This window comes from Stenotrophomonas sp. GL_101 (assembly GCF_057835675.1).
Genome location: NZ_CM174432.1, coordinates 3,905,565 through 3,918,674 on the forward strand (window position 1 = coordinate 3,905,565; position 13,110 = coordinate 3,918,674).

General features: G+C 65.0%; 8 protein-coding genes. 3 read left to right on the forward strand and 5 right to left on the reverse strand.

The window, feature by feature from the left end:
* Positions 1–409: 409 nt before the first annotated feature.
* Positions 410–2,698, reverse strand: coding sequence for an NADP-dependent malic enzyme (locus AC3IR9_RS17190; RefSeq protein WP_489292229.1), 2,289 nt, complete (start codon positions 2,696–2,698; stop codon positions 410–412).
* A 249-nt stretch (positions 2,699–2,947) separates the two neighbouring features.
* A complete protein-coding gene (locus tag AC3IR9_RS17195; protein WP_489292230.1) occupies positions 2,948–4,297 on the reverse strand; it encodes a dicarboxylate/amino acid:cation symporter in 1,350 nt (449 codons plus the stop codon).
* 245 nt (positions 4,298–4,542) lie between these two features.
* Between AC3IR9_RS17195 and AC3IR9_RS17200 the strand changes: the two genes are divergently transcribed.
* Together AC3IR9_RS17200 and AC3IR9_RS17205 are read left to right on the forward strand one after the other, a co-directional pair.
* Positions 4,543–5,709 (forward strand): OprO/OprP family phosphate-selective porin, encoded by a 1,167-nt coding sequence (locus AC3IR9_RS17200; RefSeq protein ID WP_489292232.1) that lies wholly within the window; start codon positions 4,543–4,545, stop codon positions 5,707–5,709.
* A 56-nt stretch (positions 5,710–5,765) separates the two neighbouring features.
* Positions 5,766–8,414 (forward strand): hybrid sensor histidine kinase/response regulator, encoded by a 2,649-nt coding sequence (locus tag AC3IR9_RS17205; RefSeq protein WP_489292234.1) that lies wholly within the window; start codon positions 5,766–5,768, stop codon positions 8,412–8,414.
* Between the two features lie 74 nt (positions 8,415–8,488).
* Here the strand turns inward: AC3IR9_RS17205 and AC3IR9_RS17210 are convergent.
* A protein-coding gene (locus AC3IR9_RS17210; RefSeq protein ID WP_489290575.1) for an IS3 family transposase occupies positions 8,489–9,576 on the reverse strand; the annotation gives its coding sequence in 2 pieces (ribosomal slippage) (positions 8,489–9,324 and positions 9,324–9,576; 1,089 coding nt in all).
* Positions 9,577–10,242: 666 nt separating this feature from the next.
* Between AC3IR9_RS17210 and galE the strand changes: the two genes are divergently transcribed.
* Positions 10,243–11,229, forward strand: a complete 987-nt coding sequence (gene galE, locus AC3IR9_RS17215; RefSeq protein WP_489292235.1) for a UDP-glucose 4-epimerase GalE — start codon at positions 10,243–10,245, stop codon at positions 11,227–11,229.
* Between the two features lie 27 nt (positions 11,230–11,256).
* Here the strand turns inward: galE and AC3IR9_RS17220 are convergent, their stop codons facing one another.
* Positions 11,257–11,913 (reverse strand): LuxR C-terminal-related transcriptional regulator, encoded by a 657-nt coding sequence (locus tag AC3IR9_RS17220; RefSeq protein ID WP_489292236.1) that lies wholly within the window; start codon positions 11,911–11,913, stop codon positions 11,257–11,259.
* A 143-nt stretch (positions 11,914–12,056) separates the two neighbouring features.
* Complete coding sequence (locus AC3IR9_RS17225; protein WP_489292238.1) at positions 12,057–13,106, reverse strand: ABC transporter substrate-binding protein; 1,050 nt, start codon at positions 13,104–13,106, stop codon at positions 12,057–12,059.
* Between the last annotated feature and the right edge of the window lie 4 nt (positions 13,107–13,110).

The window sequence follows — 13,110 nt, forward strand, 5'->3', positions numbered from 1 at the left end:
CGACCAACCCGGCATACAGCGCGAACAACTGCTGGAAATAGCGTTTGCGTGCTCGATTGCGCATGACGATGCTCCGGGCGGGGAATCTGGTCGGGCCCAGGAGTGGCGGCATCCCCGACGGGAGCCGCCACGGCCGGGCCGCGTGGGCGTATTAGGCGCGGCGCAGGTTGCACGGGGGTGACGGGAGTGAGGCGTGCCTGTTGCAGATGCGGCGGCGCATGCCTTGCGCAGCGGGCCGTTGGGAAGTCCGCGAAAGATCACGGGCAAAAAAGCAGCGGCGCGTTGCGCCGCTGCTTTTCTCCAATGCCTACCGACCAACGGTCGGTAGCTACCCGATCCGGGTTTCGCTGCGCGAAACAAAAACGCGCCCCGAAGGGCGCGTTTTCTGCAACTGGAGGTGGAGAAGGCCTCAGGCCTTCTCCGCCTCCAGTTGCTTCCGGATCTGCGCATCCACCGCCGCGATGGCGGTCATGTTGAGCACACGGCGCGAGGTCGCGCTGGTGGTCAGGATGTGCACCGGCTTGGCCACGCCCATCAGGATCGGGCCGATCGCCACGCCGTCGGTGAACACGCGCACCAGGTTGTAGGCGATGTTGGCCGCTTCCAGGTTGGGCAGCACGAACAGGTTGGCACGGCCCTTCAGCGTGCTGTTGGGCAGCAGTTTCTGGCGCAGTGCCTCGTCCCAGGCGGTGTCGCCCTGCATTTCGCCATCCACGTTCAGGCGCGGATTGCGCTTGAGCAGCATGGCGCGGACGCTGCGCATCTTCAGCGCATCCTTGGAATCGTGGCTGCCAAAGTTGGAGTGCGACAGCAGCGCCACCTTCGGCTCGATCCCGAACAGCTTCATGCGGTAGGCCGCCTGCAGCGTGGCTTCGCAGATCTGCTCGGCGGTAGGATCTTCCTGCACGTGGGTGTCCACGAAGAAGAACACGCCGTGCTGGTTGATCACCCCGGTCATCGCCGAGGTCGAGCTGACCCGCGGTTCCAGCGGCAGCACGCTGCGCACATAGCCCAGCTTCTTGTGGAAACGGCCCACCACGCCGGTGAGCATGGCATCGGCTTCACCGCGTGCCACCATCACCGCCGCGATCAGGGTCGGGCGCGAGCGCATCAGGTTCTTGGCCGCGGCCACGGTCACACCGCGACGTCCGGTGAGGTTGTGGTAGTACTGCCAGTACTCGTTGAAACGCGGGTCATCGTTGATGTTGGTGACCTGGTAATCCACGTCGGCCTTCATCCGCAGGCCCATGCGCTCGATCCGCGATTCGATCACGTCCGGGCGGCCGATCAGGATCGGCAGCGCCAGGCCCTCGTCGACCACGTTCTGCACCGCGCGCAGCACCACTTCTTCTTCGCCTTCGGCATACACCACGCGCTGCTTGTCGGCGCGCGCACGGTCATACACCGGCTTCATCATCAGGCTGGTGCGATAGACGAACTGGGCCAGCTTCTCGCGGTAGGCGCCCATGTCGGCGACCGGCCGGGTGGCCACGCCCGAATCCATCGCGGCCTGGGCCACGGCAGCGGACAGCTCCACCAGCAGGCGGCGGTCGAACGGACGCGGGATCAGGTAGTCGCGGCCGAAGCTCGGGGTTTCATCGCCATAGGCCGAACCGAGGTCGCTGGCTTCGCGGCGTGCCATCGCGGCGATCGCGTGCACGCAGGCGATCTTCATTTCTTCGTTGATGGCGGTGGCGCCAACGTCCAGGGCGCCGCGGAACAGATACGGGAAGCACAGCACGTTGTTGATCTGGTTCGGATAATCCGAACGACCGGTGCCGATGATCGCATCCGGGCGCACCGAACGGGCTGCTTCCGGCATGATTTCCGGGGTCGGGTTGGCCAGGGCGAAGATCACCGGGTCCTTGGCCATGGTCTTGACCATGTCCGCGGTGAGGATGCCCGGGGCCGACAGACCCAGGAAGATATCGGCGCCGTCGACGATCTCGGCCAGCGTGCGCTTGTCGGTGTCGCGTGCGTAACGCGCCTTTTCCGGGTCCAGGTCGCTGCGCCCGGTGTGGATCACGCCATCGCGGTCGAAGGCCAGGATGTTTTCTTTCTTCAGGCCCAGCGAGACCAGCATGTTGACGCAGGAAACACCCGCCGCGCCCATGCCGGTGGTGGCCAGCCTGACCTCGTCGATCTTCTTGCCGGTGACCACCATCGCATTGAGCACCGCGGCGCCAACGATGATCGCGGTGCCATGCTGGTCGTCATGGAACACCGGGATGTTCATCCGCTCGCGCAGTTTGCGCTCCACGATGAAGCATTCCGGGGCCTTGATGTCTTCCAGGTTGATGCCGCCGAAGGTCGGCTCCAGCGAGGCGATGATGTCGACCAGCTTGTCCGGGTCGTTCTCGTCGATCTCGATGTCGAATACATCGATACCGGCGAACTTCTGGAACAGCACGCCCTTGCCTTCCATCACCGGCTTGCCGGCCAGCGGGCCGATGTTGCCCAGGCCCAGCACGGCGGTACCGTTGGAGATCACCGCGACCAGGTTGCCACGGGCGGTCAGTTCGCTGGCCTGCTGCGGGTCGGCCAGGATCGCTTCGCAGGCGTGCGCGACGCCGGGCGAGTACGCCAACGACAGATCACGCTGGGTCAGCATCGGCTTGGTCGCAGTCACCTTGATCTTGCCGGGCGGCGACATGCGGTGGTAATCGAGGGCAGCCTGTTTGAAATCTTCGTTGGACATCGCTTTCTGCAGATGAATGGGCGAGAGGAACAGGGGATCATACCCCCGTTGGCGTGGATGGACCTGTCGCTACGCTGTCGCGATCATGCTGCAACCGCACATATCAGGTGCCGTTCGGCGCCGTACACAACAGGCTGGCGCGGGAGGATGACAACCAGCATCGCCCCACGCGCCTGCTGAAAAAACAGGGCCCGTCCACCCAGGGGGAGTGGCCGGGCCCTGCAACACACACACCTGGGTGAAGCCGTCTCAGCGTGCCGGCACGGGCAGCGGCGGCGGCAGGTCATCGGTGGCCAGCGCCGGCAGCTCGGCCTCGCGGCCATCCAGCGCCAGCGCGAGGCGGTCGCGGTCCAGCGCGCCTTCCCAGCGCGAGACGACCACGGTGGCCACGGCATTGCCGATGAAGTTGGTCAGCGAGCGGCACTCGCTCATGAAGCGGTCCACGCCCAGGATCAGCGCCATGCCGGCCACCGGCACTTCCGGCACCACCGCCAGGGTGGCGGCCAGGGTGATGAAGCCCGCACCGGTCACGCCCGCAGCGCCCTTGGAGCTGAGCATCGCCACCAGCAGCAGCGCGACCTGGTGGCCCAGGGTCAGCTCGGTATTGGTGGCCTGGGCGATGAACAGCGCCGCCAGGGTCATGTAGATGTTGGTGCCGTCCAGGTTGAACGAATAGCCGGTGGGCACCACCAGGCCCACCACCGACTTGCTGCAGCCGGCGCGCTCCATCTTCTCCATCAGCGAGGGCAGTGCCGATTCGGACGACGAGGTGCCCAGCACCAGCAGCAGTTCGGCCTTGAGGTAGCGGGCCAGCTTGAACACCGAGAACCCGCACAGGCGGCAGACCAGCCCCAGGATCACCGCCACGAACAGGAACGCGGTGAGGTAGAACGAGCCGACCAGCCAGGCCAGGTTGACCAGCGACCCCACCCCGTACTTGCCGATGGTGAAGGCGATGGCACCGAAGGCGCCGATCGGGGCGGCCTTCATCAGCAGGTGCACCAGGCGGAACACCGGCGCGGTCAGCGCTTCCAGGAAGGTCAGCACCGGCCGGCCCCGCTCGCCGACCATGGCCAGCGCGATACCGAACAGCACCGCCACGAACAGCACCTGCAGGATGTTGCCGTCGACGAAGGCACTGACCAGGGTGGCCGGGATGATGTCCATCGCAAAGCCGGTCAGGGTCAGCTCGTGCGATTTCTGCACGTAGCTGTGGACCGCCGCCTGGTCCAGGTCGGCCGGGTTGATGTTCATGCCGGCGCCCGGCTGCACCACGTGCGCCACGATCATGCCGACCACCAGCGCCAGGGTGGAGAAGAACATGAAGTACGCCATCGACTTGGCGAATACCCGGCCCACGGTACGCAGGTGGGACATGCCGGCGATGCCGGTGACGATGGTCAGGAAGATGACCGGGGCGATGATCATCTTCACCAGCTTGATGAAGGCATCGCCGAGCGGCTTGAGCGATTCGGCGAAGGCCGGCTCGAAGTGGCCCAGCAGGGCGCCCAGGACGATCGCCACCACCACCTGGAAATACAGCTGGCGGTAGAACGGCAGCGGCGGGGCCGCAGGCAGGGAAGCGGTGGGAATGTGCATGACGACTCCGGAGTGGGCGACGCGTGGAGCTGCGACCGATGGACGCATTTGTACGCGCGAGTCACCGCTGTGCAGATAACCTATTGGTACTAGCCCCCCGGTTCAGGCGGCGTTGGGTGCCTACACTGCCCCCACACCGCCCTCCCCCACGGCGGCAAGTGACCGCGCGCGGCCCGGCTGGCAACAGTTTCCGGCGTTGCGGCCGTTGTTGTCCTGTCCCGTCTCAAAGAGAGAGCTGCACCTCCATGCGCCCGACCCCGACCCTGCTGGCCCTGTGCCTGGCTGCTACCCCCGCCCTGGCTTCGGCCGCCGATTTCGACAACTGGCCGACCAAGTACGCCTTTGGCGATGGCACCGAACTGGCCGCCACCGCCAACATCGCCTACGACCTCAATGATTTTTCCGGCAACAGCGGCATCGAAGACGCCGACGCGGTACGCCGCAAGGAATTCGGCGCCACCCTGAAAAAGAAGGGTGTCTACGACGCGATGGTGTACTACGACTTCCAGGCCGACACCTGGCTGGACGTGTTCGTGCGGTTTGAGAGCAAGGCGTTCTTCGGCCGCGACGTGGGCCGGTTCCGCTTCGGCTACATGAAGACCCCGGTCGGCCTGGACGCGGGCACCTCCTCGCGCGCCGGCAGCTTCCTGGAAACCGCCCTGCCGGTGCAGGCCATCTACGAAGGCCGCCGCACCGGTGCCGAATGGGTGCTGGAGCGCCCGCAGTACCTGCTGCAGGCCGGCGCTTACGGCGGCAAGGACCTGCAGGGCGACAACCCCGGCACCACCCAGGCGGTGCGTGCGGTGTGGACGCCGGTCAAGGCGGCAGGCGACGTCCTGCACCTGGGCCTGGCCTACTCGCTGGAAAACCCGCGCGGCTACCGCGATGGCCGCGATGTGCACCATGACGCCAGCGCGCGCCTGCGGGCACGTCCGGAAGCGGGCCTGACCGACATCCGCCTGGTCGATTCGGGCGCACTGGCCACCGCCGACCAGATCCGCCGCACCGGCCTGGAAGGCATCTGGATCCGCGGCCCGTTCTCGGTGCAGGCCGAAGCGCTGCAGACCACCGTCACCCGCGAAGGCAAGCCGGACTACACCGGCAACGGCCAGTACGCGATGGCCAGCTGGGTAATCACCGGCGAATCGCGCCCGTACAACGCCGGCGCGGTGGCCAACATCAAGCCGGCCCACGATTACGGCGCGGTGGAACTGGTGGCCCGCTACAGCCGCCTGGACCTGGACGATGCCGATGTGTTCGGTGGTCGCCAGCACGACTGGACCCTGGGCGCGAACTGGTACCTCACCAGCCACTTCAAGTTCCAGGCCAACTACGTGAAGGCCGACGCCAGCCGTCGCGGCGTGCAGAGCAAGCCGGAAATCTTCGAACTGCGCGCGCAGATGCACTTCTGATCCACGCGCGTGCGGCGGGCGTGCACGCGCCCGCCGCACGCCCGTAGACTGCCGCCATGTATTGGCTCGGCCGCCACCGCACCCTGCTGTTGACCCTGCTGCTGATGATCGGCGGCACGGTGCTGTGCGCGGCGGCGGCCGGCCACTATGCGTGGCGACGTGCGCTGGGCGCTGAAAGCAGCCAGGTGCAACGCCAGCTGGAGCTGTATGCACAGGGCCTGCAGCAACGCATCGACCGTTTCGGCACGCTGCCGCAGGTGCTGGCACTGGATCCGGACCTGCGCCACGCGCTGCTGCAGGTCCCCGATGCCGCCAGCCGGCAGCGGCTCAATCTCAAGCTGCAGCAGGCCAACCAGGTCACCCGCGCCTCCACCCTGACCCTGGTCGGCCGCAACGGCGTGGCCGTGGCGGCCAGCAACTGGGACCAGGCCAGCAGCAACGTCGGCGAGGACTACAGCTACCGCCCCTACTACCGGCAGGCGTTGGCCACCGGCCGCGGCCGCTTCTACGGGATCGGCATGACCACCGGGGTGCCGGGCTATTTCATGTCGCAGGCACTGGAGGAGAACGGCGAGCGCATCGGCGTGGTGGTGATCAAGATCGAACTGTCGGCGCTGGAGCAGGAATGGCTGTCCAGCCCGGATGTGGTGCTGGCCAGCGACGAGCACGATGTGGTGTTCCTGGCCAACCGCGATGCCTGGCGCTATCGCCTGCTGCGCCCGCTGGGCGCGATCGAACGCCGCGAGATGCTCGACGCCCGCCAGTATGCCGACCGCTCGCTGCAGCCGCTGCGGGTACGCACCGAAGACGTACTGGACGATGGCGGGCGCATGGTGCGCCTGCTCGACCCGCGGCTGCCGGGGCCGATGCTGTGGCAGAGCCTGGCCCTGCCCGAGGAACGCTGGAACCTGCACCTGCTGCACGATGCCGGGGCGGCGACCAGCGCCGGGCGCAGCGCGGCCATCGGCGGCGCGGCGGCGTGGCTGGCGCTGGGCTTCCTGGTGCTGTTCGTGCAGCAGCGGCGCCGCCTGGCCGCCCACCGGCAGCGCAGCCGGCGCGAGCTGGAAAGCGTGCTCAAACAACATGCCGAAGAACTGCGCACCGCACAGGATGGCGTGCTGCAGGCCGCCCAGCAGGCCGACAGCGGCCTCAGCCGCGGCCTGGCGCACCTGCCGCAGGGCGTGGTGGTAATCGACAGCGAACAGAAGCTGGTGGCCTGGAACGCACGCTACCTGGAGCTGTTCAGATTCCCGGCCGGATTGATCCGGGAGGGGCGCCCGATCGAAGAGATCTTCCGCTTCAACGCACGCCGTGGCCTGCTGGGCCCGGGGCCGATCGACGAGGCGATCGAGCGCCGCCTCAACCACCTGCGCAGCGGTCGCCCGCATATGCGCGAGAGCGAGAAGGACGACGGCACGGTGCTGGAGATCCGTGGCAACCCGCTGCCCGACGGCGGCTTTGTCACCAGCTATGCCGATATCACCGCCTACAAGAACACCGCGCGCGAACTGCGCTCGCTGGCCGATGCCCTGGAACACCGCGTGGCCGAGCGCACCCGCGACCTGGACGAGGCGCGCCGCGAGGCCGAGCAGGCCAACCGCTACAAGTCGCGCTTCGTCGCCTCGGCCGTGCACGACCTGCTGCAGCCGCTGAATGCCGCGCGCATGTTCGTGTCGGTGCTGCGTGGCAGATTGCACGGCGATACCCGCGAACTGAGCGAGCACGTGGATGCGGCATTGGCGGCGCAGGATGCGATCCTGACCAGCCTGCTGGATATTTCGCGGCTCGAATCAGGTGCACTGCAGACCCAGGTGCAGGCGTTTGCGCTGTCGCCGCTGCTGGAGACGCTGGCGCGCGAGTTCGGCATTGCCGCCGACAGCCGGGGATTGCAACTCCGCTGGGTGGATACCCGCGCGGTGGTGGTCAGCGATGAGGCATTGTTGCGCCGTATCCTGCAGAACTTCCTCTCCAACGCGCTGCGTTACACCCCACGTGGACGGGTATTGATCGGTTGTCGCCGACATGCCGGCCACCTGCGCATCGAAGTGCACGACCAGGGGCCGGGCATTCCGGAAAGCCTGCACGGCGAGATCTTCGAGGAGTTCCGCCGGTTGGACGATGGGGTGGAACAGGAGCGCGGGGCTGGGCTGGGGTTGGCGATCGTGGAGCGTATCGGGCGACTGCTCGGTCACCGCATCACGTTGCACTCCACGCTGGGACGCGGCAGCGTGTTTGCGGTGAGCGTGCCGCTGGGTGATGCGGCGGCCATTCCCGCGCCCGCGCCGATGTCTGCCCTACCGGCGGATCCCGGCGATGACAGCCCGCTGCGGCACTGCCGGATATGGAGCATCGATGACGATGCGCGCGTGTGCGCGGCTACCCGCGCCTTGCTGGAACGCTGGGGATGCGCCGTCGAGCTGGCCGATGGGCCGCAGACGGCGTTGGAAATCGCCTCGGCGCTCAACGTGCCGCAGTTGCTGTTGCTGGACGTGCGCATGGGGCAGTGGCACGGCCCGGATCTGTACGAGCATCTGTGCGTACTGTGGCAGGCACGGCCGCCGGTGATCCTGGTGACGGCCGAGCGCGATGACGCACTGCGCGCGCAGGCCGCGAAGAACGGCTGGGGTTTCCTGTCCAAGCCGGTGCGCCCACCGGCGCTGCGCGCGCTGATGACCCAACTGCTCCTCCGCCACAGAACCCCGTAGAGCGGACCGTTTGTCCGCTGCTCTGCCCGAAGGATGGGTAATCCCCCCGCTTTTAGCGGTCGCCAAAAGTGGAACTACGCTGCCAGTGCAAGCTTCTGCATTGGCGTGATGCCGCCGAGCGCCATGTTCGGGCGCTCGTGGTTGTAAGTCCATAGCCAACGGGTGGCGATGTCCTGGACCTGCTGGATGTCATTGAACAGATTGCTGGCAAGCCAAGCGTAACGCACGGTCCGGTTGTAGCGTTCGATGTAGGCGTTCTGCTGAGGATTGCCTGGCTGGATGTAGAGCAGCGCAATGCCTTGCTGCTCGGCCCATGCTTGCAGCGCTCCGCTGATGTACTCGGGCCCATTGTCGCAGCGTATGGCGCGAGGCTTTCCGCGCCATTGAATGATCTGTTCCAAGCTGCGGATAACGCGCGCCGCAGGCAAGGAGATGTCGACCTCCATCGCCAGACCCTGCCGGTTGAAATCATCCAGTACGTTGAGCATCCGGAAGCTGCGTCCATCAGCCAGTTGGTCGTGCATGAAATCCATCGACCAAGTGTGGTTCGCCGCCTTCGGAACCGCTAGCGGCGCCGGCACTTCTCGGACGATGCGCTTACGCGGCTTGATGCGCAGGTTCAGCTCCAAATCGCGATAGATCCGATACACGCGCTTGTGGTTCCAAGCGAAGCCCTTCACGTTGCGCAGGTGCAGGAAGCACAGCCCAAAGCCCCAATCGCGGTAGGCGCTGGTCAGCCTGAGCAACCAGTCAGCGATGATCGCATTTTCTTGGCAGGCCTTGGCCTGATAGCGGTAGCAGGTCTGACTCACCTCGAACGTCCTGCACGCATGAACGATGCTGGTGATGCCTGCCTGGACCGCCAGTCTGGCCATCTCGCGACGCTGAGATGGCCTCACCATTTTTTTGAGAGCGCTTCCTTCAGCAGCTCGGCACTGAGCTGGGCATCGGCGTACATCTTCTTCAGCCGCCGGTTCTCGTCCTGCAGTTCTTTTAGCTGGGACACCATGGACGCATCCATGCCGCCGAACTTGCTGCGCCACTTGTAGAACGTCGCTGAGCTGATGCCATGCTGTCGGCAAAGGTCCGGGACAGGCGTGCCGGCCTCGGCCTGCTTGAGTACGGCGATGATCTGGCTGTCGGTGAATCGTGATTTCTTCATGGGATCTCCTCGGGTTAGGTTACGAGAAAATTCCACTTCTGGCTGCTACTAACCTGCGGGGGGATTACCCAATAATTTTGCCCCGAAGGTATGGGATGACCACATAGATTCATCGGTAGCAAGCGGCCACATTGAGCAGCCCGCCAATTTCCGCTCGAAAGCAGCACTTGAGAAAACGCTTGGACTACTAGGCCTCTCCGCAGACTCCAATGCCATGGTCCCAGGAGAATTTGGCTTGGGGTCACAGCGCACGCTTTCTCAGTACGAGGTACACGACGGAATAAGCTTCCACCACCGGGCAGTTCAGAGTGAATCCCTCATGCCTCAAGAGCCAGGCATGTCGCGAGATAGGATTGACAGAAGGCGGTGGGAGCAGAACCTGATCTACTTCCGCTCGATACGAGTCAACATCTCCCTCTCCAGCAGCTGCCGCATATCTCCAACCTCGGTACTCGTCTCCTATCACTCGGCGAATGATGCCACTCCCTCCATCCGTGAGCTATCCAGCTCGGAACTGGAATCACTATCAACAGAAGGTCGCATACAGTACGTCGATGAGTTGAGGGTAGCACTGCACCGCCTGCCTACGCGCTATGCAGTACACGCCCGCAGCGACCAAGGTGCGATTGACGCACACCTTTCAATATCTGTAGAAGAGACCACACTGTGAAGCGCGCAGTACTTGTTACGGGTGGCGCAGGATACATCGGATGTCATTTAGTACATCAACTATTGCAGCGGAACACCAAGGTTATTGTCTTGGACAACCTCAGCACTGGCAAACCGGAACGAGTCCATAATTCACACCTCGTCACCGGCAGCATCTCGGACCGGCATCTTGTGAAGAGCGTCATCTCTGAATTCGACATTGGCACTGTCGTTCACATGGCGGCGAAGACTGACGTGGCGGGGTCAATGCGATATCCATTGGACTACTACTCGGAAAACACCTCCGGAACGCTTGACTTGCTCTCATGCTGCCAGGAGTCTGGAGTATCGAAGTTCGTCTTTACGTCAACAGCGTCCGTGTATGGCTCCGGCTGTGACGAGGAGCTTGTGGACGAGGGACATTCAACAAGACCAGCGAACCCCTATGGGGCGTCAAAATTGATGGCAGAGCAGCTCCTGTTGGATTTGTCCCTAGCCAGTCACCTTCGATACATCTCGCTAAGGTGCTTTAACGTGGCTGGCGCCAGCATGTCGGGTCAGTTTTTCACCCCTGGGGAGAATGCGAAAAACCTGATCATGGCTGCGTGCAAGGTCGTGACGGGAAAGCAGGCTGCAGTAACCGTCTTCGGAACGAATCTTGCGACAGCTGACGGCACGGGGGTGCGCGACTACATTCATGTCGACGATGTCGCTGTAGCTCATGTGCGGGCGATTGATCACCTAAGCAGTGGAGGTCGTTCATTGACGCTCAATTGCGGATGCAGCCGGGGATATTCCGTCCGCGAGGTTCTGCATGCAGTTGAACGCGCTTCAGGGGTAAAAATTCCTGTCGTTGAGGCGGAGCAACGCAAAGGAGATGTGCCAGTTCTTGTGTCAAATTCGGGCAGAGCTCGCAGAGAGCTGCTCTGGTCACCGCGCTACGATGAGCTGGAGTCCATCGTTCAAAGCGCCTTACGCTCGGAGCAATTGCAAGCTGCCTACTGAGCATGCCGGTTCAATACCCGCCCAGTCTCAGCCATCCAGCCCTGCGCCGGCATCGCCTTCCGGCTCCAGCGCCTTCACCAGTACCGCCGCCTGCGTGCGGCTGACGCACTCCAGCTTTTTCAGGATGGCGGTGACATGCACCTTCACCGTGTTTTCGGCCAGGCCCAGTTCGTAGGCGATCTGCTTGTTGAGCAGTCCATCGGCCAGGTACAGCAGCACGCGGAACTGCTGCGGGGTGAGCTGGGCCAGGCGCGCGGCCAGCAATGCATCGGATTCGGAGCGCTCGGGGGACATCGCCGGGAACCACACGCCGCCGTCGAGCACCGCTGCCACCGCCTGCCCGATGGTCTCGGCCGGGGCGGATTTGGGGATGAAGCCGGCCGCGCCGAACTGCTGCGCGCGGCGGATGACGCGGGGGTGGTCGTTGGAGGACACGATGACCACCGGGATATCCGGGTGCGCGCCACGCACGTGCAGCAGCGAGGAGAAACCACGTGCGCCGGGCATGGTCAGGTCCAGCAGCACCAGTTCCACGTCCGGGCGCTGGTCCAGTGCCGCCTCCAGGGTGGAGGCGCTGGCCACTTCGATCACTTCGGCCTGCGGCAGCGACTGGCGCAGGGAATGCACCACCGCCGCGCGCAGCAGCGGGTGGTCGTCGGCGATCAGCAGGGTGATGTGGCTCATGCGGTCATTGTAGCGCCGGGTCTCTGCCCGGCAGCTTTTGGTGAAGCGCGGCGATAAGGAAGAGCAGCCGGGCAGAGCCCGGCTCTACGCGGCATGTGGCATGTGGTCAGACGGGAAAGCTACCGCCACCGCAGTGCAGGTACTCAGGGCTGCATGCTGCCTCGCCAGGCCTCCAGGAACTGGCGGCGCTTGAGTTCGTCCAGATACACCAGCAGGCCCGGGCCCAGCTGGATCGGCCGGTAGCTGCGCTCGGGGGAGCGGCCGCGCTGCTGGCCCTGCGCGGGCAGGATCGGCATCAACCTGGCTTCTCGCGAGAGCACCTGCTGGCCGCGTGGCGACAGCAGGTAATCCAGGAAGCGTCGCGCTTCTTCCGGATGCCGGCTGCTGCGCGGGATGATCGCGGTGCGCAGCACCACCAGGGTGTAATCCTCCGGCTCGACGATGCCCAGCGGCGCGCCGGCGTCGATGCGCGCCTGCGCGTAGGAGCCCAGCACGTTGTAGACCAGCGACAACTGGCCGCTGCTGACCCGGTCCAGCAACACACCGGTGCGCTCCTCCAGCTGCACCTGGTTGTCGCCCAACGCGCCCAGCAAGGCGCCGGCGATGCTGCCGCGCTGTCCATCCTGGGTCGCCATCAGGTAGCCCACGCTGCTGCGCTCCACGTCGTAGGTGCCCACTTTTCCCTGCAGCGGTGCATCGGGCGCGCGCAGCAGCTCCAGCAGCTGGCGGCGCGTGCGTGGCACCCGCGCGGCCGGCAGCGTGCGCGTGTTGTAGACGATGGCGACCGGCTCGTAGCTGATCCCGAAGGCTTCGTGCCGCCACTGTGCCCAGGCCGGCAGCGCGTCGGCCTGCGGTGAACGATGGGGCAGCGCATGGCCATCGTTGACCAGCTTGGTCTGCAGGTCCATGCCGCTGCTGATCAGCATGTCCGGCCCGGTTGGTCCGCTGCGGTCATGCAGGTAGCGTGCATACATGTCCTGGGTGATCACGTCTTCGTAGACGATTTCCGTACCCGGATGCAGCTTCTGGTAATCGGCGATCACCGTGGCGAACACTTCGATGTCGGTCGAGCCGTGGATGCGCAGCTGCGCCACCGGCGTGCCGGTAGCGGCAAAGCGCTGCACGTCGCCGGGCGCGGCGAGCGCATCGCCTGCTGCGGCGAGCAACCCCACCACTAGCATCAGTACTTTCATCGGC